We start from the raw sequence: 19,390 nt of genomic DNA, 5'->3' as shown, positions 1-19,390 counted from the left end.
GGCGCAGCCCCGGCCTTCCGCATCCCCCCAAGGTTTTTGGATTCCGTTGCGGCTTACGCTGGAATGAGGGTCAGGCAGTAGGGTGCCCATTGCGTACTCTACGAGTATGGTGCCAGGATCGGCGCAGGGCCCGCGCGCAGGTGGGATGATTTCCGCCCTGGGCAAGGTTAAACTCAATCTTTTCATCCGTTTGTCATCCAGATGAGGTTTTACCGTGGCCGCCCCCGAGTCAGAGTTTCACCGCATCAAGCGGTTACCGCCCTATGTCTTCAATATCGTCAATGAATTGAAGGCCGAGGCGCGCGCCCGGGGCGAGGACATCATCGACTTTGGCATGGGGAACCCCGACCAGGGGACCCCCAGGCATATCGTCGACAAACTCATCGAGGCTGCCCAGCGCCCAGATACCCACCGTTATTCCATGTCGCGCGGGATTCCGCGGCTGCGCCGCGCGATCTGTAACTGGTACCGCGACCGTTTCGACGTCCATCTCGACCCCGAGACGGAGGCCATCGTCACCATCGGTTCCAAGGAGGGGTTGGCGCATTTGGCCTTGGCCACGGTAAGCCCAGGCGATACGGTCTTGGTCCCTAATCCGGCCTATCCGATCCATCCTTATGGCTTCATCATCGCCGGTGCCGATGTGCGCCATGTGCGCCTGACCCCAGATGTCGATTTCTTCGATGAGCTCAGAAGGGCGATCCAGGAGACATGGCCCAAGCCCAAGATGCTGGTGATCAATTTCCCGGGCAACCCGACCACCCAGTGCGTGGAGCTCGATTTTTTTCAACAAGTGATCGACATCGCCCAGGAATACGGGATCTGGGTGGTCCACGACCTCGCCTATGTAGACATCGCCTTTGATGGCTACAAACCCCCTTCCATCCTTCAGATCCCAGGCGCCAAGGACATCGCCGTCGAGTTCTTTACGCTCTCTAAGAGCTATAACATGCCTGGCTGGCGGGTAGGCTTTATGTGCGGCAACCGGACCCTGGTTGCGGCCCTGGCGCGGATCAAATCCTATCTCGACTATGGCACCTTCACCCCGATCCAGGTGGCGGCCATCACCGCTTTGGAAGGGTCGCAGGACTGTGTGCGCGAGATCAGCAATATGTATCAGAGCCGACGCGATGTGCTGTGCGCCGGGCTCAATGCTGCCGGCTGGCCGGTCGAACCGCCCAAGGCGACCATGTTCGTCTGGGCGCCGATCCCCGAGCCCTATCGCGCCCTGGGATCGCTCGAGTTTTCCAAAAAGCTCTTACGCGAGGCCAAGGTTGCAGTGGCCCCTGGGATTGGGTTTGGAGAATATGGCGATACCCATGTGCGCTTCGGGCTCATTGAGAACGAACATCGCACCCGCCAGGCGATCCGCGGGATCAAAGAAATGTTCCGGCGCGATGCGCGTGTGGGCGTTTAAAACGGACAAGCGACGAGGAGGTGGTGGACGTGGAAGCGGTCAGTATCGGCATTCTGGGTTTAGGAACCGTCGGTGGGGGGACAGTGACAGTCTTGACGCGCAATGCCCGCGAGATCGCCCGTCGGGCAGGACGTGGGATCGAGATCGCGCGCGCCGCCGCGCGCGACTATCGCCCCGAACGGATCGAGGGGCTCAATCAGATCGGGCAGATCGGCACCGATCTCTTCGCTGTGGTCGAAGATCCGAGCATCCAGGTTATCGTCGAGCTTATCGGCGGCGAGTCGCCGGCCTTTGAACTCGTGATGCGGGCGATCGAGACCGGCAAACACGTGGTCACGGCCAACAAGGCGCTGATTGCCAAGCGCGGCAATGAGATCTTCGGCGCAGCGCGCCGCCGAGGGGTCATGGTCGGCTTTGAGGCAGCGGTCGCCGGCGGCATCCCCATCATCAAGGCGCTGCGCGAGGGCTTGGCCGCTAATCATATCGAATGGATCGCCGGCATCATCAATGGCACCGGCAATTTCATCCTCACCCAGATGCGCGATCACGGGTGCGACTTTGCCGCAGCGCTCGCCGATGCCCAGGCGCGTGGCTATGCCGAGGTCGACCCGACCTTAGACATCGAAGGGATCGATGCCGCGCATAAGCTCACCATCCTGGCCTCACTCGCTTTCGGCATCCCCTTGCAGTTCGAACACTGTTTCACCGAAGGGATCTCCCGTATCGACCCCGAGGATATCGCCAATGCCGCCGAGCTTGGCTATCGCATCAAGCATCTGGGGATCGCCCGCCGCTCGGCAGGGGGGATCGAGCTACGGGTCCATCCGACCCTGCTCCCCGAGCGGCGGTTACTCGCCAATGTCGATGGGGTGATGAATGCCATCCTGGTCAAGGGCGATGCGGTGGGGCCGACTCTCTTTTATGGTGCTGGGGCCGGCGCCCTGCCGACCGCCTCCTCCGTGGTTGCGGATCTCATCGATGTAGTACGGGCGCTCACCACCGATCCCAATCACCGGGTGCCGCATCTGGCCTTCCAGCCCGATGAACTCGTAGACATCCCCATCCTGCCGATGGATGCGATCCAGACCTCCTATTATCTGCGTCTGACTGCCCTCGACCGTCTGGGGGTGATGGGACGTATCGCGACCATCCTGGGCGAGGAAGGGGTCAGCATCGAGGCCATCGAACAACGAGCCCCTGCCGCAGGTGAGACCCATGTCACCCTGGTCATGCTCACTCACCGGGTGATCGAAGGACAGATGAACCGGGCCATCGCCCGCATCGAGGCCCTGGACACCGTCCAGGGGCGGGTCAAACGCATCCGCATGGAGTCGCTCTCCGGTTGAGCAGCGGCCCCGGTGCTAGATCAACACAAGGATCACTGCGCCAAGCAGCAGACGATAAACCACGAAGGGCCACATCCCGATGCGCCCGATCAGCCCCAAGAAAAACTGGATGGTGAGATAGGCGACCAGATAGGAGACGATCGCCCCCAGGGCCAAGGCGCTCCAATCGACCGGCTTGGCATCTTGGATCAGGTCGAGGGTCTCGATCGCGCCGGCCATCAGGATAGTCGGGATCGCAAGCAGAAACGAAAAACGCGAGGCCCCCTCTCGCGTGAGCCCCATGAATAAGCCGATGGTCATGGTGATCCCCGAGCGCGATACCCCCGGGATGATGGCGAGCGCCTGAAAGAGACCGATCAGGATCGCCTCGCTGCCCTTGAGTCGATACTCGCCGCGCGCCCGCCGCCCCTGCCAGTCCGCCCAGCCTAAGAGCAGCCCAAAGCCGATGGTCGTCCAGCCGATGACGGCGGTGATCAGGGCCGGATTACCCCGCAACCATTCCAACAGACCCTTCAACGGCCACCCTAGGATCAACACCGGCAGGGTGGCGAATACGATCATCCAAGCTAGGCGGGCGTTTGAATCTTCCAGGCGCCGGCGGTGCACCGCGCCCAGCATGGCGCCGAGCATCTGGGCGAGCTCGCATCGGAAATACATGAGTACAGCGGCCAGGGTCCCCAGATGGACCGCGACATCGAAGGCTAGGTCCTGGAGCTCCTCGCCAAAGATCAATGGGGTCAGGATCAGATGGGCCGAACTCGAGATTGGCAGGAACTCGGTGAAACCCTGGATAAAAGCTAGGGAAAGGATCTGGATGTTATCCACTTCGGGGTTCTCGGTTGACAGTCTGTCGCTGATAGGAGAGATAAGGCCTACCCTAACTAGGCATGGGCAGATGGATCAAGTCTATCGAGCGCGAAGACCGACCAATCCGCAAGCGGCGGCAGTCGCGACCGGGCAATGGCCGCACAATAACCGGCGGCAGGGACGACATGCACTATCTGGGGAGGGGGCATCTGCGGTAGCGGGGGGGCAAACAGCCCGCGCCCATCCCATTTGACCCTGGCCTCAAGCGCTGTCCAGGCCCAATAAAAACGCTCTAGACGTTCGTTTGGGGGTGCTGATTCCAGCTCGGCACAGGTTTCGGGGTCAAACAGCCGCCTTGCGATCGCCAAGAGGTGGGGGCGGGGACGGATGCGTTCACAATCGACCCCAAGCTCTGCCTGCGGGCCGCAACTCAGGGCCACCAAGGCGATACCATCGCTATGGGTAAAGCTGAATCTCAACCAGGCATCTGCGCCGCAGAGCTTTGGCTTGCCGTTGGGGGTGCGCTGGGTCTCGATCTGAGCGGGTGGCCGTTGCAGATAGCGTGCGAGGATGAGATTGAGCCCGGCGCGCCCTCGGGCATAGCGGGCGCGCAGCCTGGGGTCGCGCAGCGCCTGAGTACGCGACCTTTGCTCGGCATTCAGCAATGGCCAGTAGGCATCAGGTTCAAGGTCGGCTCCACTGAGCGAGATGCGCCACAGATGCAGCGCGCCTACTGGCAATGCCAGATAGCCCGGCGGGGCTTGCCAGATGACGGCGGGGGGCAAGCGGTCCGGGTTCATCGCCTCAAATCAAGCCAGGGCTGCCCCTTTTACTTCGCCGCAGGGGTGAGATAGCACTGTTGAAACTCCAGGGCATCGATCGGGCGCCCCAGGAGATACCCCTGACCGATGGGACAGCCCCAGTCGCGCAGTAATCCGTATTGACCGACGTCCTCGATCCCCTCGGCTACCACTGGATAGCCGAGTGCTGTCGCCAATTCCAGGATCGAGCGGGTGATCACCCGCGTGGCCAAATCGCGCTCCAGGTCTTGGATGAACTCGCGATCGAGGTTGATGCCGTGGGCCGGATAGCGTTTGATCGATTTGAGCGATGAATAACTGATCCCGAAATCATCGATCCAGATAGCAAATCCGGCGGTGCGCAGTGCCTTGAGATTGGCCAGCACCTGGGATTCTTGCTGCGCGATGGCCGTCTCGGTGATCTCGAGATGCAGGCGATGCGGTGCGATCCCTTCCGCCCCGAGGATAGCGAGGATCTGCTCGGTCAGCTGAGGCTGGCTGAGCTCAACCGCCGAGATCTTGACCGATAGAGGAAATGCAGCGACCCCCAGCGCATCCCAGGCGCAAAGCTGGCGGCAGACGCGCCGGATCATCCATTGGCTGATCTCGATGATCTGACCCGTGCTCTCGGCCACAGGGATGAAAGAGGACGGTGGGATTGCCCCTGTGTCGCCAAGCGCCAGGCGCAAGAGGACCTCGGCTCCGGCCAATCGATCGGTGCTGAGGTCGAACTGCGGCTGGAAAACGAGGCTAAAGAGGTCTTGGCGCAGGGCCTCTTGCAAGAGTGATTCGGCACGCAGGTGGGCTGTTGCCGTCTCCTCGCGGCCCGGCTCATAAAGCGCATAGCGATCGCGCCCCAACTGTTTGGCCCGCTTGAGGGAAGTATCGGCCTGACCCAATAGGGTATGGGCATGGGTCGTCTCACCCGCGCCGACGGTGGCTGCGATCCCGATGCTGATAGACAGATGAATCCGGCTACCCTGATACAAAAAGCCCTCGGCGATGTGGCTGTGTAGATAAGCTGCCAGCTCCTCAAGACGTTCGGTTAGGGTTAGCCCTGCGATGGCGATCCCAAACTCATCGGCACCGGTGCGGGCAAAATAGATATTATGTTCCATGACCCTGAGCTGGGCCTGGACTCGCTGCGAGCGCAGTGCGCCATTCAGGGGTAGGGCCAGTTCGCACAGCAGGCAGTCGCCGGCCTCATAGCCGAGTTCTTGATTGACCCGCTGAAAGCCGTCGATGTCGAGCAAAAGGATCGCCGCCGAGCACGGCGGGGCTGAGCTGAGGATCGCCTGCTGGAGGAAACGCAGGAAATAGACGCGATGGGCCAAACCCGTGAGTTGATCGGCGGCGGGGATGGCACCATCGAAGGCTGGGATCAGCGGCAGATGTACCCTAGGTGGCACCCGCATGGCCTGGGCATCACCCATTAGCCATTCCAAACCCAATGCCGTCAGATCGGCGAGTGTACCCAGGATCTGCTGCCAGGGCGGGACGAGTCCAGGCACACTCCAGAGGATCAGGCCATGAATGCGCCGCTGGGTTGCGATCTGCGACAATAACCACTGGCCTGCAGTTGGAGTCTGGCTCCAGGAGAACCCGTGGGTGAGGGCTTGGGCGATTTGGCCCTGATCGATGAGCCGTTCGACCTGAACGCGCAGCATCGGTTCGTCTGTTGGCGGGTTGCAATAGACGATCTCCAGGGCGGCATCGGGCTGACGCAACAAGACGGCCAAACGAAGCGAGGGCAAGAGGAGCTGTGCGGCATGCGAGACGATCCCCAGAAGTTCGGACAGCGAACAGCAGGCAGGAAGGCGTCCGATCACCTCTCGCAGGACATCGAAGGTAAGCGGATGTAGGCCCGATCCCCCTCCTGCACTCCGCTCGGCCTCGCTAGATATGGGTGCCCAGCATCTTTGCGAGATTAATCCTTTCATCGGCCTTGCCTCAGGAGGTGTTGGAGTCAAGCCAAGGGAGCGGATTGGATCAGGTGTCTAAAAAGGCAGTGATCACATCCTCGGTCGCTGCAATGGTCGTATCGACAAGCCCAGGCAGTTGGGCAGTCTCCAGTCCAGTCAGACACCAGGCGCTATCTTCTAGGCAAGGCACCCAGCGGGTCCCGCTAGTGCCGAGCCTGAGGCTGTTGACGATCAGATCGGCGACATGCACAACCGCTGCCTCGATAGGATCGATCAACTATCGTCTGGATGCGTGATGCGCGGCAGCGCTCTCGTCCAGGAACTCGGGCAGCTGCCGGCGGTTCAATAGCATCTGGCCGACTTCGGCATGATCCGTCCCGACATATTGGCGCTCCAGCTCATGCAGCGGACCCTGACGCTCGCGGTATGCCTGAAGTGCTGCGCGCACGTTGAGCGGCTCGAAGATAGAGCGGCAGGCGTCCGATGTCATGTAACAGACCGCAGAGATAGACGCGTTCAGGGTCGAGCCGCCCACCAAGGCGGGTGACGAGCCGGGCGGCGATCCCACAGGCGATGCTGTGTTCCCAGAACGAGCGCATCGAGACTGTGCCTAGCGGCAGCCCGCGAAACTGTTTGAGCAACACGGTCGCCAGCACCAGGTTATGGGTGGCAGTCGTGCCGATGAGGGTCAGGGCGTGCAACACCCGATTGACCTTGGCCGAGAGCCCATAGAGCGCGCTGTTGGCCACCTTCAGTACCCGGGCGCTCAGACTGGGGTCTGACTCGATCAAGCGGGCTATGGTCTCGATAGCGCTGTTGGGGTCCTCGAGGGCAGCGCGGACCCGGTAGTAGACTGCAGGAAGCGATGGGAGTTCATTGAGCCGTACGATCAAAGGCTCGGGTCTTGCCATCGCGCTGCCCTCAGAGCCACTCCAGGGCGCGGTGGAGGCAGAGGGTATAGAGCGCTTGGATGGCTGGATGATCACGGCTGCTCAGGCTGAATTGCTCGTCGAGCAGACGGCAAGTGGCCGCGATCGCCTGCGGCTGATCGAGTACGCGGGCTGAAGATGAGGTCGGGAGGGTGATGGCGATCTTAGCGATCCCCCCAGACGCGCAACGCCCGGATCTGACGCTCGCCAAGCACGGTCCCTGCCCGCATTAGGAGCTGACCATAGGGGTCATAGACATCCTGGGCGAGGCGCATGCCCGGTTGAATTTCAGCAAACTGCACCGGAGATGGAAGCGGCGTTGAGGATCGATGCGCTCGATTATACTCGATTGCAAGGGGGATTAGGTAAATCCCGTCACTACCGGCACAGCGCAAAGTACCAGGCACCCGTATACCAAAACGCTTATCGCTGATCAGGATCTGCGCTCGGTCAATGGAGGCGCTGGCCCGTACACCAGGCGGTGAAATAGTGTTCCATCACGGTACGTGCCGCCGCAGGATAATCGAGCCCTTCGATCTGGCTCATACCTTCGCGAAAGAAGGCGGGGGCCTCGTCCGGCAGATAATCGGCGATCGATCGAAAGGCCGAGTCCATCAATTCTGGCTGACGGGTGCGGGTGGCGACGATGGCGCGGTTGATCAATAGCACATGACAGGGCCGGTTGCTCTGTCCGCTTTCGCTCGCAAGGGCGCGTTCAAGACCAATAGACTCCAGGATCTCATTCATCAGGCCATAGAGCTCGATCAAGGATTCGGCATGATGCAGGTGGTTGGCCAGATGGGCTAGGGCATTGACCACCGGTTCGGGATAGCTGAGTTCACAGCCGCGGCGCAACATCCACAGGCTCAGTGGCAGGGTCAAGCGCTCGAGCGCTTGGGCATGCTGCGGTAGATCCATCCGTTCGGCGGTCCCAGCAAGCTGAGTCAGTAGCTGGATACCATAGCTTAGGATCAGTTCAGGATCCGATCCGGTGAGTCCTTGGATCTGGTGGCCAAAATCGGCTGCACCTGCACCATCAGCGGTCTGCAGAACCTCGATCATCCGCCGCAAGGCCAGCAACAATGTCTCGGGCGGCGGATCGAGTTCCTCGCCGCGGGCGCACAGCTCCTCGCCGAGTTCATCGAGCTGCTCGGCGATATAGCCGAGATCGATCGGTGGAAGCATTGCCTGGGATCGCGTCTGCGCTGGATTTACAGCCAATCATAGCAAGCAGCAGCATTTTTTGTCTGGATCTCGTTAGCGAGGCGCCTAAATGTCCGACGTTCAGTTAAACTAACGCAATGTACCAGCTCACTGATCTACATACCCATTCCACTGCCTCCGACGGTACCCTGACCCCGTCCCAACTGGTTGTCCGCGCCCATGCCGCAGGGGTAAGGGTCTTAGCCCTCACCGATCATGATACAACCGATGGCCTGGCCGAGGCCGGCAGCGCTGCTGCGGCCCTCGGTCTGTATCTGGTTCCTGGGGTCGAGATCTCTGTGACCTGGGGCGGGATCACGGTGCATCTGGTGGGGCTGCACATCGACCCTGGCAATGCCGCATTACAAGCGGGTTTGACCCGCCTGTTGGACTTTCGAGCCTGGCGCGCCGAGGAGATCGGGCGCCGCCTGGCCCAACACGGGATCGCAGGGGCCTATGAGAGGGCGCGCACCTTGGCCCAGGGGCGTTTGGTAGGGCGCACCCATTTTGCCCGTTTTCTGGTCGAGTGCGGTCAAGCGCCCGATGTGCAGACGGTCTTCCGGCATTTTCTCACCCGCGGTAAACCAGGCCATGTCCCAAGCGACTGGGCCAGGCTGGAGGAGGCCGTAGGCTGGATTCGGGCCGCCGGCGGCGAAGCAGTCATCGCCCATCCGGCGCGTTATGACCTGACAGCCCGCCAATTGAGCCGGCTGTGTGGCGAGTTCCGAGAACTGGGCGGCCTGGGTATCGAGGTCGTCTCCGGCAGCCATGACCGCGACGCGATCCTGAGGATGGCCCAGCTCGCGCGCGCCCAGGGTCTGCGCGCTTCGGCAGGCTCGGACTATCACGGACCCGAACAGCCTTGGCTGGAGCTGGGGCGTCTGCCACCTCTGCCAGCCGGCTGTGTGCCTATCTGGGCTGATTGGCCCAGCATGGCGACTGGTGAGTCCCCTTTAGTCTGCGCCCTCGGCTGCTAGCCTCATGGCCCAGTTCTTTCAGATCCATCCCGACAATCCGCAGCGCCGCTTGATTCGCCGGGCGATCGAGATCCTGCTGGACGGGGGGGTGATCGTCTATCCGACCGACTCGTCCTATGCCCTGGGGTGTCAGCTCGGCAAGAAAGCGGCGATGGAGCGCATCCGCCGCATCCGCCGGCTCGACGACAAGCATCTCTTCACCCTGATCTGCCGCGATCTCTCTGAGATCGCGACCTATGCCAAGATCGACAATCAGGCATTCCGCTTACTGAAGACCCTGACCCCTGGTCCCTACACCTTTATCCATGAGGCCACCAAACAGGTCCCGCGCCGCCTGCTCCATCCTAGGCGCAAGGCGATCGGGCTGCGGGTGCCGGATCATGCCATCTGTCGCGCCTTGCTGACCGAGCTCGATCAGCCGATCCTGAGCACTACCCTCATCCTGCCCGATCAGGATCGTCCGCTCACCGATCCCGAGGAGATCCGCGAGCTGCTCGATAAACAGGTCGAGCTCATCATCGACGGTGGGTTCTGTGGTCTCGATCCAACCACGGTGATCGATATGACCCAGGAGCCGCCGGCAATCCTGCGCCGCGGCAAGGGGGATGTCAGTCTCTTTGAGGTGCCATGATGCAACACGAGCCTCTTGTCTGGGCGGCCATGATCCTCCCCGCCATCCTGGCGATCACTGTCCATGAGGCGGCGCACGGCTGGGTGGCAAACCGGCTCGGCGATCAGACCGCCATGAGGTTGGGGCGGGTGACCTTCAATCCGCTGCGTCACATCGATCCGCTCGGCACTTTGTTGGTACCGGCGTTGACCTATGCCCTTGGCGGCCTCTTATTCGGTTGGGCCAAGCCGGTGCCGGTGGATTGGCGCAACCTGCATCATCCGCGCCGCGATGTGGCTCTGGTCGCCGCTGCGGGGCCGGGGGTCAATCTGCTGATGGCCTTGCTCTGGGCCTTGATCATCCAAGCAGGCGCACTGGCCCTCCCGCTGAGCCACTGGATCGGTCTAGTCCTCGTCTATAGCGGGGTCTTTGGGGTTCTGATCAATCTTTGGTTGATGGCCTTGAATCTAGTACCGCTCTTGCCCCTCGACGGCGGGCGGATCATCCATGCCCTGCTGCCCGGGCCGTTGGCCCGCGCTTTTGCCCGGCTCGAGCCCCTGGGGTTGATCATCCTGCTCATCCTGCTGGTCACTGGCGTGCTCGGCGCCTTTCTCCAGCCGATCGTGCATGCCTGCATCGGGTTTTTGCCGAGCGGCGCCATCGTCAAGGACCTGGTTTTTAGCTAACCTTGCATCGTCTTGATTGCTACGGGAGTTCACCTTGGCCTCTGTCTCGACTCAACATGCGCGTGTGCTTTCCGGCATGCGTCCGACCGGCAGGCTGCATCTTGGTCATTACCACGGCGTGCTCAAGAACTGGCTAGCCCTCCAGCATGAATATGAGTGTTTCTTCTTCGTTGCCGATTGGCACGCCCTGACCACCCATTACGAGGACCCGAGCCTGATCCCGATCAGCACCCACGAGATGGTGATCGACTGGCTGGCGGCAGGGATCAATCCCGGTTTGACGACCCTATTCGTCCAGTCGCATATCCCTGAGCATGCTGAGTTGCATCTCTTGCTCTCGATGATTACACCCCTCAGCTGGCTGGAACGGGTACCGACCTATAAAGATCAGCAGGAGCGATTGAAGGAGAAAGATCTAGCCACCTATGGCTTTCTGGGTTATCCGCTGCTGCAAAGCGCCGATATCCTGATCTATAAGGCAGGCTTGGTGCCGGTCGGCGAGGATCAGGTCGCGCATGTAGAGCTGACCCGAGAGGTGGCACGCCGTTTTAATCATCTCTTCGGGCGCGAACTGGATTTCACGCTCAAGGCTGAGGAGGCCAAACGCAGGCTGGGGAAGAAAAACGCCAAGCTCTTTGACGGGCTACGCCGGCGCTATCAGGAACAGGGTGATCAGGAGGCGCTCGAGGTCGCGCGGGCGCTATTGGAAGACCAGACTCATCTGACGGTCTCGGATCGCGAACGGCTATTCGGCTATCTGGAAGGCAGCGGGCGGATCATCCTCCCCGAGCCGCAGGCCCTTTTGACCAAAGCGTCGCGCATGCCAGGTCTCGATGGCCAGAAGATGTCCAAGTCGTACAACAACACCATCGCCCTGCGCGATCCGCCCGCAGAGGTCGAAAGGGTACTGCGCACCATGCCGACCGATCCGGCGCGGGTACGCCGCAGCGATCCAGGCGAGCCTCAACGCTGTCCGGTCTGGCAGTTTCACCAGGTCTATTCGGATGAACCCACCCGCGCCTGGGTGCAGGAGGGTTGTCTTGGTGCGGGGATCGGCTGTCTCGATTGCAAAAGGCCCATCATCGATGCGGTCTTGGCCGAACTCTTACCGATCCAGGAGCGGGCGCGGGAATACGAGGCCCAACCGGACCTGGTGCGCAGTATCCTGAACGAGGGTTGCGAAAAGGCCCGAGATGTGGCGCGCGAGACTCTAGATGAGGTCCGCCATGCCATGTCGCTGATGATGCTTTAGCCGGATGATGGAGCAGGGCCAGGGAGACAGCCGGCGGGAAGCCAGCCAACTGGGGTGCAGTCTAGGGGAGACCGACGAGACAGTCATGCACGCCGCTGCACCGGGGCTGCCCGTAGCCATCGTCTGCGGCACGCCCCTGCACCGTCTCCCCCAGGATCTCTATATCCCGCCCGATGCACTTCTGGTCTTTCTTGAGACCTTTGAGGGACCATTGGATCTCTTGCTCTATCTCATCCGGCGGCAAAACCTGGATATCCTCGATATCCCGATCGCCGCGGTTACCGAGCAATACATGGCCTATGTCGAGCTCATGCGCGCGCTGCGCCTGGATCTGGCTGCCGAATATCTGGTCATGGCCGCGCTCCTGGCCGAGATCAAATCACGGATGCTCCTGCCTCGCCCCGCTGAGGTCCAGGATGAGGAACAGGATCCGCGCGCCGAGCTGGTGCGCCAACTACAAGAATATGAGCGATTCAAACAAGCGGCAGTAAGGCTCGATGAACTGTCGCGGATGGAGCGCGATGTCTTTGCGGTCCAGGCTTCTGCCCCATCTGGTTTTATCCGCCGACCCTTGCCTGTCATCGATGTGCGCGATCTGCTGCTTGCCCTAGACGGGGTCTTGCGGCGCGCCGAGCTCTATGCCCATCATCGTGTCGAACGCGAGCCGCTGTCGGTGCGCGAGCGCATGACCCGGATTCTCGATCATCTTGGACAGCGCCACCTGGCCACCTTGTCTGAACTCCTGGACCCGCATGAGGGGCGCGCCGGGGTGGTGGTGACCATCCTGGCCCTCTTGGAGCTCATCAAGGAACAGGTCCTGGAACTCATCCAGACTACCCCCTTCAACCCACTTCAGTTACGGTTGCGTGCGGGCATCCCCTGAAGCCTTGGAGGGCGCGGTATCCTGCCGATCCCGATCTGATCCCTGTCCATGACTGAATCTTCGCTGAAAGCGATTGTCGAGGCCGCCCTGCTTGCTGCGGGCGCGCCCTTGAGCATCGAACGCATCCTCGAGCTGTTTGAGGCACATGAACGGCCCGAGCGCACTGAGGTCTTGGCAACGCTCCAGGCGCTAGCGATGGATTATGCCGGGCGGGGGATCGAGCTGGTTGAGGTCGCTGGCGGCTATCGGGTACAGGTGCGCGCCGCGGTCGCCCCTTGGGTTGCGCGTTTATGGGAGGAGCGCCCGCCGCGCTATTCCCGAGCGCTCCTCGAGACCCTCGCGATCATCGCCTATCGCCAACCGGTCACCCGCGGTGAGATCGAGTCGATCCGCGGCGTGAGCCTGAATACCTCGATCCTGAAGACCTTGAGCGAACGCGGGTGGATTCGGGTGGTCGGGCATCGCGATGTCCCGGGCCGTCCGGCACTCTATGCCACCACGCGTCAGTTTTTGGATGACCTTGGCCTGCGCACGCTCGCTGAATTGCCGCCGCTCTCTGACCTCTCTAGCGCACACTCAGCCGAACCGGATGCCCCTAGGCCGATCCCCTCGCCCGTATTCGCCAGGATAGGCGAGGATCAGGATTGATCCTGGGTGGTGTGCGCTACAACAGTAGGCTGATAACGGTAAAAATAGCGCTGCGAGATCGCGGCATGTAGTGCACCCAGCTCGGCCTGGATCCTGTCCATGTCGTGATGCAGGCGCTCGGTGTCTGCATAGACAGCGCAGTCGATCGTCTCCAGCCGCCGCCACAGGGCGCGCGCCAGGCGCAACGGCTCCTGGTAGTCCACGAGCTGCGCGAGACAGTCCTCGATCTCGCCGAGACAGTGGGCGACGCTGCGCGGAAAGTGTTTGTCGCAGAGGAGATAGCGCAGGACGGAGGCGCCTGCGACATCCATCCCGACATGTCGGCGATACATCAGATAGGCAGAGAGGGCATTAAGCGTCGTCACCCACAGGCGTTCGCGTGCAAACTGTGCGGCGCTTGCCTCCGCTGGGAGGCGTACAGCGGAATTGACATCGAGGATGCGGGTGGTCATATCCGCACGTTCCAGATTACGCCCGAGCTTGATGAACTGATAGGCCAGATCCTGGCTCATCGAGCCCATCAATAATCCGGTGATCGCCTGCTGATGTTCGATCACGCCATCGAGCAGCGCATAGCGTTGACTGCGCCCTTGGGTCGCATGTTCGGCCTGATCGCGGACATAGAGATACAGCCCATTGATCCGCTCCCAGAGCTCCATCGGCACCACCTCGCGAAAGGTGCGGGTGTTTTCGCGGGCGCACTGGATGCTCGCAAGGATCGAGCTGGGGTTGCGTTCGTCCTGGATCAGGAAGCGGATGATGTCGGACTCGCGTTCATCGTCATGATATTGGGCATAGAGCTCATCGAGCCCGGCGACCTTCAACAAGACATCCCAGCCGAATGAGGCCCCCCGCGGTAGATCCAGGAGCATCTGGGTGACGCTGTTGATGAAGCGAGCGGTGTTGTCGGCCCGTTCGAGATAACGCGCCATCCAATACAGGTTTTCGGCGACACGCGACAGCATCAGTCTCACTCCTATTCCCCGGTGTCGACTACCCAGGTGTCCTTGGCGCCGCCGCCCTGCGACGAATTGACGATCAGCGAGCCGGCCTGCAAGGCCACACGCGTCAGCCCGCCGGTGGTGGCATACAGGCTATCGGCCTGGAGCACGAACGGACGCAGATCGACGTGGCGCGGTTCGAGATGATCATCGTTAACAAGCGTCGGCGCGGTAGAAAGGGCCAGCGTCGGCTGGGCCATATAATTGCGCGGGTTGGCGCGGATCAGGGCGGCGAAACGGGCGCGCTCCAGCTCGCTGGCGCGCGGACCGATCAGCATCCCATAGCCGCCTGATTCGTTGGCGGGCTTGACCACGAGCTGATCCAGATGGCTGAGGACATAGTCGCGTTGGTCATCGTACATGCACAACCAGCTCGGCACATTGGGCAGGATCGGGCTTTCGCCGAGGTAGTAGCGAATGATTTGGGGGACAAAGGCATAGACGACCTTATCATCGGCCACCCCTGAACCTGGCGCATTGGCGATGCCCACCTTGCCGGCGCGCCAGGCACGCATGAGACCTGGCACGCCGAGCAGCGAGTCGGGGCGGAAGATCTCAGGATCGAGAAAATCGTCGTCGATCCGCCGATAGATCACATCGACACGCCTCAGACCGGCGATGGTCTTCATATAAACGCAATCATCATCCTGGACCACCAGATCGCCGCCTTCGACCAGAAAGGCGCCCATCTGTTGGGCAAGATAGGAATGCTCGAAATAGGCGGAGTTGAAGATGCCGGGGGTCAAGACAGCGATCACCGGGCGCACCCCAGGGCGTGGCGAGAGCGCCGCCAGGGTGGCGTACAATCGTGCTGGATAATCATCCACCGGCAGGATCTCGGAGGACTGGAAGAGCTCAGGGAACAGGCGTTTCATGAGCTGCCGATTTTGCAGCATGTAGGACACGCCTGAGGGGACACGTAGGTTGTCCTCCAAGACATAGAGCTTGCCATCGCGGTCACGCACCAAATCGGTGCCGCAGATATGCGCCCAGACACCAAAAGGGGGCGAAAATCCCTGGCAGGCGGGGCGAAAGTTCTGCGAGCCACTCAGGACCTCCAGGGGAAAGACCCCGTCGCGCACGATGCGCTGGGCATTGTAGAGGTCGTCGATGAACAGATTGATCGCTAGCAGACGCTGCTTCAGACCCGCCTCAACCTGCATCCATTCATGTTTCGCGAGGATGCGCGGAACGATGTCGAATGGCCAGGCGCGATCGATGTTGCCGGCATCGCAATAGACGGTGAAGGTGATGCCAGTGGTCATGATCGCCGCATCGACCGCCCGACGGCGTGCCGCGAGCTCACCGACAGGCAATCCCGCCAAATGATCGAGGAGAGGTCGCGCTGCCGGGCGCGGCGCTCCATCAGGGGCGATGAGTTCGTCGTAGAATGCTTGGACGGGGTAATCCCGCAACAGATGATTCATGGCCACCCTCCTGATACGTCAAAATCTAGGCAAGGAGTGTGCCTGTTTATTCAACGAGCCCACGAACGGCGAAAGAGGTGGATTCAGCGTGACATACTGCATCGGCATGTTGATGGATGCCGGCCTGGTGTTTCTCTCCGACACGCGCACCAACGCCGGGGTCGATCAGATCAATACCTTTCGCAAGATGAATATCTTTGAGCGCCGCGGCGACCGAGTAATGGTGTTGTTGTCGGCGGGCAATCTGGCGGTGACCCAATCCGTAGTGACCTTGCTGGAGGAGCGTCTCGCTCAGGAAGGGGAGAACCTGATGCGCGTGCCCAATCTCTTTGAGGCCGCCTGTCATGTCGGCGACTGTGTGCGGCACGTGTATCAGCGCGATGCTGACTCGCTGCGTGCCTTCGGGATCGATTTCAACATCAGCCTGATCTTCGGCGGCCAGATCGCCGGTGAATCGCCGCGCCTCTTCAACATCTATGCCGCCGGCAATTTTGTTGAGGCCACCCCGGACACCCCCTATTTCCAGATCGGCGAATCGAAATACGGCAAGCCGATCATCGACCGGATCTTCCGTTTTCATTCCAGCCTGGAGGATGCGGCCAAATGTGCCCTGATCTCGATGGACTCGACCCTCAAGTCCAATCTGTCGGTCGGCATGCCCCTAGACCTGGCTTGCTATCCGCGGGATCGTCTGGCCCTGGAGCGCGTCCTGCGCATCGATCTGGATGACCCCTACTTCCTCAGTCTACGCGCAGCCTGGGGAGAACGTATTCAAGAGGCATTCTCAGCGCTGCCCTCGCTTGCCTGTCTGTCCGCGTCCGAATTGACCTGACCCGCATAGCCGCGGCAAGGGTGAGTGCCGACCTCATGAGGGTCGCCCTTAGCGGTCGCGCTGTTTGATACCGCCGGGCCGGGCCTGCGCCTGGGTCGGGTCCTCGGGCCATTGATGCTTGGGGTAGCGCCCGCGCAGCTCCTTGCGGACCTCGGCATAGCCGCGCGCCCAAAAACCGGCCAGATCCTGGGTGACCTGGATCGGGCGGCGCGCCGGCGAGAGCAGATGCAACAGCAGCGGTACACGGCCATTGCAGATGCTGGGCGTATTGCACCATCCGAACAGCTCTTGCACAGGGACGGCCAAGATTGGCGGCTCGCCCTGGGCATAGTCGATCGGGCGGCTGGTGCCAGCGGGTGTCTGGATGCGGACGGGAAACAGGCGGTCGAGCCGCTGGCGCTGCTTCCAGGTCAGGCGCTCAAGCAAGATCGCCACCAGGTCGATCTCCTGAACCTCGTCCAGCCGTGTCTTGCCGACCAGCCAGGGCCCCAACCAGTCGGCGAGCTGAGACTTGAGCGCAGACTCTGAAAGATCTGGCCAGCCACCCTCGGGATCATGGCGGTGTGCGAGCAGTATGCGCCCTTGTAGTTGCCGGGCGGATGCGGACCAGTTGAGCGCCTCGGTAAAGCGCCGGTGGATCTGGGCAAGGAGGAGCGAGTTCGCCTCATCCGCATTGTCGGGGGCCATGGGTTGGGCATCCAACACGATCTCGCCCAGGCGGGTCGTGAGCCTGGCGCTCACTGTTGCGCGCGCCTCGTCCCAGAAGACCTCGCGCTGCCGGACGATGTGTCCGGCGAGCTCGGCACGGATCTCAGTGGCGGTGAGCGCTGCGGCCAGTTGGATGCGCCCTTCGCGCCCTGCGTCGTCCAAGGCAGCAACCACCAGGTAGGGTTCGCCGGCCAGCAGATCGTCCTGGGCCAGCCCAGCGCCGCGCCCCGATGCCAGGAGATAGCGGGCATCCGCACCGGCTCGCCGCTGGGCGATACGGTCGGGGTAGGCGAGGGACAACAGGGCGCCGGGTGAGCGCGGCGCTTGATCGACCATTGGCGATGATGGGGACATCTGGCGTCTGGCGAGCCGTGCGAGCTGACGCGCGGCCCGCTCGACCGTCGCCAGTCGCTGGCGATCGATCCCCAGCGGCAGGGTGGTGCCAGCGCGCAGGGCGTTGAGGGCGGCCAGACGCAGACCGAGATCGGCCGGGCGGACGAGTCCTGGCGCAGCTTGCCAGGGATCGCGCTCTGAAACCAGGGCACAGAGATCTGCGGCAAGCTGGCGCTCGCCAGGGGTAGCGCGCAAAAGCATCGCCCCGAGGCGCGGATGAACCGGAAGCTCGGCAAGCGCCCGTCCCAGGGGGGTGATGGCACCGCGTGCATCGAGCGCATCGAGTGCCTGTAACACCGCGATCGCCTGGGCCCATGCCGGCGCTGGCGGGACATCGAGCCAGGTGAGCGCCTCGGGGTCTTTGACCCCCCAGAGGGCCAGCTCCAGGACCAATGAGGCCAGATCACTGACCAGGATCTCCGGGATGCGCTGCTCGGGGCGTCCGCTCTCTTGCGCGCGGGTCCACAGCCGGTAACAGATCCCAGGCCCCAGGCGCCCCGCACGGCCGGCGCGCTGTTCGGCGCTGGCGCGCGGGATGGGTTCGGTGATGAGACGCGTTAGCCCTGTGGCCGGATCAAAACGCGGTTTACGGGCCAGACCCGAATCGACGACGATCCGGATCCCTTCGATCGTCAGGCTGGTCTCGGCCAGGTCGGTGGCTAGGATCACCCGTCGGCGTTCAGGGTCAGGGCGCAACGCCCGGTCCTGCTCGGCGGTGGATAGGGCGCCGTGCAGCGGCAGGAGCATCAGCCCTGGCTCAATTAGGGATGCAAGCGCAGCGCGCACCTGCTCGATCTCGCGGACCCCTGGCAAAAAGGCCAGGATGTCGCCGTCTTCTTGGATCAGGGCTTGGCGCACGGCCGCCGCCACCGCTCGCACCGGCTCAGGATCAAGCGCGCGCTCGGCATGGCGGATCTCCACCGGAAAACTGCGCCCCTCGGCGCGTATCAGGCTCGCCTTGCCCAACAGCCTGACCAAAGGCTCGGCCTCCAGGGTCGCCGACATGACCAGGATGCGCAGATCAGGCCGAAGCTGTTGCGCACTGTCGAGGGTCAAGGCCAGCCCCAGGTCTGAGACCAGATGGCGTTCGTGAAATTCATCGAAGATCACCAGACCTACGCCGTCCAGTGAAGGATCGGACTGGATGCGGCGGGTGAGGATGCCCTCGGTGAGGACTTCGATGCGGGTATCGGGGCCCAGGCAGCGTTCAAAGCGGATCTGATAACCGACCCTTTTGCCTAGAGGCTCGCCGAGCTGCTTGGCCAGATGCGCTGCGATCAGGCGCGCCGCCGGACGGCGGGGCTGGAGCAGCAGGAGCCGTTGCCCCGCCAGCCAGGGCTCATCCAACAGGGCGATGGGCACCACCGTCGATTTGCCCGACCCGGTCGGCGCCTGGAGTACGGCATGGCCCTGATGCAGGGCGGCGCGCAATCCATCCAGGACATGCCAGATCGGGAACGGTTCGATACCCGATTTCATTGGGGCAGGCTAGGGTCGGAGCCGGCGGCAGAACGCAGAGGGGCGGCTATACTCATAGCTAGGTCAACCC

General features: G+C 62.1%; 18 protein-coding genes and 1 pseudogene. 10 read left to right on the top strand and 9 right to left on the bottom strand.

The window, feature by feature from the left end; all coding sequences use genetic code 11:
• Nucleotides 1-214: 214 nt before the first annotated feature.
• Both alaC and GWK36_RS09340 read left to right on the top strand, forming a co-directional pair.
• Nucleotides 215-1,417: an alanine transaminase gene (gene alaC, locus GWK36_RS09345; protein WP_166270913.1), complete on the top strand. Its 1,203-nt coding sequence runs from the start codon at nucleotides 215-217 to the stop codon at nucleotides 1,415-1,417.
• Between the two features lie 29 nt (nucleotides 1,418-1,446).
• Nucleotides 1,447-2,763, top strand: a complete 1,317-nt coding sequence (locus GWK36_RS09340; RefSeq protein ID WP_166270912.1) for a homoserine dehydrogenase — start codon at nucleotides 1,447-1,449, stop codon at nucleotides 2,761-2,763.
• Nucleotides 2,764-2,778: 15 nt separating this feature from the next.
• Here the strand turns inward: GWK36_RS09340 and GWK36_RS09335 are convergent, their stop codons facing one another.
• The 5 genes and pseudogenes from GWK36_RS09335 to GWK36_RS09320 form a co-directional block, all read right to left on the bottom strand.
• Nucleotides 2,779-3,588 carry an undecaprenyl-diphosphate phosphatase gene (locus GWK36_RS09335; RefSeq protein ID WP_166270911.1) on the bottom strand — a complete coding sequence of 270 codons (810 nt, stop codon included), beginning with the start codon at nucleotides 3,586-3,588 and terminating at the stop codon, nucleotides 2,779-2,781.
• Between the two features lie 56 nt (nucleotides 3,589-3,644).
• Complete coding sequence (locus tag GWK36_RS09330) at nucleotides 3,645-4,355, bottom strand: 4'-phosphopantetheinyl transferase family protein (RefSeq protein WP_166270910.1); 711 nt, start codon at nucleotides 4,353-4,355, stop codon at nucleotides 3,645-3,647.
• Nucleotides 4,356-4,399: 44 nt separating this feature from the next.
• Nucleotides 4,400-6,199 (bottom strand): putative bifunctional diguanylate cyclase/phosphodiesterase, encoded by a 1,800-nt coding sequence (locus GWK36_RS09325; protein ID WP_246237510.1) that lies wholly within the window; start codon nucleotides 6,197-6,199, stop codon nucleotides 4,400-4,402.
• Between the two features lie 160 nt (nucleotides 6,200-6,359).
• Entirely contained in the window at nucleotides 6,360-6,569 is a 210-nt protein-coding gene (locus GWK36_RS15430; RefSeq protein ID WP_246237509.1) for a hypothetical protein, read from the bottom strand.
• Nucleotides 6,570-7,203, bottom strand: a pseudogene (locus tag GWK36_RS09320) (HDOD domain-containing protein). It abuts the gene before it with no gap.
• 31 nt (nucleotides 7,204-7,234) lie between these two features.
• Here GWK36_RS09320 and GWK36_RS15695 point away from each other — a divergent pair.
• Nucleotides 7,235-7,357, top strand: coding sequence for a hypothetical protein (locus GWK36_RS15695; protein WP_281352053.1), 123 nt, complete (start codon nucleotides 7,235-7,237; stop codon nucleotides 7,355-7,357).
• Nucleotides 7,358-7,671: 314 nt separating this feature from the next.
• On the opposite strand, the gene GWK36_RS09315 is transcribed toward GWK36_RS15695, so the two are convergent.
• The gene (locus GWK36_RS09315) at nucleotides 7,672-8,406 is read right to left on the bottom strand and encodes a hypothetical protein (protein ID WP_166270908.1); all 735 of its coding nucleotides are present in this window, start codon (nucleotides 8,404-8,406) and stop codon (nucleotides 7,672-7,674) included.
• A gap of 116 nt (nucleotides 8,407-8,522) precedes the next feature.
• Here GWK36_RS09315 and GWK36_RS09310 point away from each other — a divergent pair, with 116 nt between their 5' ends.
• The 6 genes from GWK36_RS09310 (at nucleotide 8,523) to scpB (ending at nucleotide 13,480) form a co-directional block, all read left to right on the top strand.
• Entirely contained in the window at nucleotides 8,523-9,401 is an 879-nt protein-coding gene (locus tag GWK36_RS09310) for a PHP domain-containing protein (RefSeq protein WP_166270907.1), read from the top strand.
• Between the two features lie 4 nt (nucleotides 9,402-9,405).
• Nucleotides 9,406-10,032, top strand: coding sequence for an L-threonylcarbamoyladenylate synthase (locus GWK36_RS09305; protein ID WP_166270906.1), 627 nt, complete (start codon nucleotides 9,406-9,408; stop codon nucleotides 10,030-10,032).
• Nucleotides 10,029-10,697 carry a site-2 protease family protein gene (locus tag GWK36_RS09300; protein ID WP_425482750.1) on the top strand — a complete coding sequence of 223 codons (669 nt, stop codon included), beginning with the start codon at nucleotides 10,029-10,031 and terminating at the stop codon, nucleotides 10,695-10,697. Before GWK36_RS09305 ends, GWK36_RS09300 begins: the two co-directional genes overlap by 4 nt.
• Before the next feature lie 34 nt (nucleotides 10,698-10,731).
• A complete protein-coding gene (locus GWK36_RS09295) occupies nucleotides 10,732-11,949 on the top strand; it encodes a tryptophan--tRNA ligase (protein WP_166270905.1) in 1,218 nt (405 codons plus the stop codon).
• 85 nt (nucleotides 11,950-12,034) lie between these two features.
• Nucleotides 12,035-12,832, top strand: coding sequence for a segregation and condensation protein A (locus GWK36_RS09290; protein ID WP_166272587.1), 798 nt, complete (start codon nucleotides 12,035-12,037; stop codon nucleotides 12,830-12,832).
• Between the two features lie 48 nt (nucleotides 12,833-12,880).
• A complete protein-coding gene (scpB, locus tag GWK36_RS09285) occupies nucleotides 12,881-13,480 on the top strand; it encodes an SMC-Scp complex subunit ScpB (RefSeq protein ID WP_210756746.1) in 600 nt (199 codons plus the stop codon).
• Here the strand turns inward: scpB and GWK36_RS09280 are convergent.
• On the bottom strand, nucleotides 13,471-14,445 hold the full coding sequence (locus GWK36_RS09280; protein ID WP_166270904.1) for an alpha-E domain-containing protein: 975 nt from the start codon (nucleotides 14,443-14,445) through the stop codon (nucleotides 13,471-13,473). The two genes, scpB and GWK36_RS09280, sit on opposite strands and share 10 nt — an antisense overlap.
• An 11-nt stretch (nucleotides 14,446-14,456) precedes the next feature.
• Complete coding sequence (locus GWK36_RS09275) at nucleotides 14,457-15,908, bottom strand: circularly permuted type 2 ATP-grasp protein (RefSeq protein WP_166270903.1); 1,452 nt, start codon at nucleotides 15,906-15,908, stop codon at nucleotides 14,457-14,459.
• A gap of 88 nt (nucleotides 15,909-15,996) precedes the next feature.
• Here GWK36_RS09275 and GWK36_RS09270 point away from each other — a divergent pair, with 88 nt between their 5' ends.
• The gene (locus tag GWK36_RS09270) at nucleotides 15,997-16,740 is read left to right on the top strand and encodes a proteasome-type protease (protein WP_166270902.1); all 744 of its coding nucleotides are present in this window, start codon (nucleotides 15,997-15,999) and stop codon (nucleotides 16,738-16,740) included.
• 48 nt (nucleotides 16,741-16,788) lie between these two features.
• On the opposite strand, the gene hrpB is transcribed toward GWK36_RS09270, so the two are convergent.
• Nucleotides 16,789-19,320, bottom strand: coding sequence for an ATP-dependent helicase HrpB (hrpB, locus tag GWK36_RS09265; protein ID WP_166270901.1), 2,532 nt, complete (start codon nucleotides 19,318-19,320; stop codon nucleotides 16,789-16,791).
• Nucleotides 19,321-19,390 lie beyond the last annotated feature (70 nt).

This window comes from Caldichromatium japonicum, assembly GCF_011290485.1.
In the GTDB taxonomy this organism is placed as follows: domain Bacteria; phylum Pseudomonadota; class Gammaproteobacteria; order Chromatiales; family Chromatiaceae; genus Thermochromatium; species Thermochromatium japonicum.
This window is presented reverse-complemented; position numbering and strand designations above follow the sequence as displayed.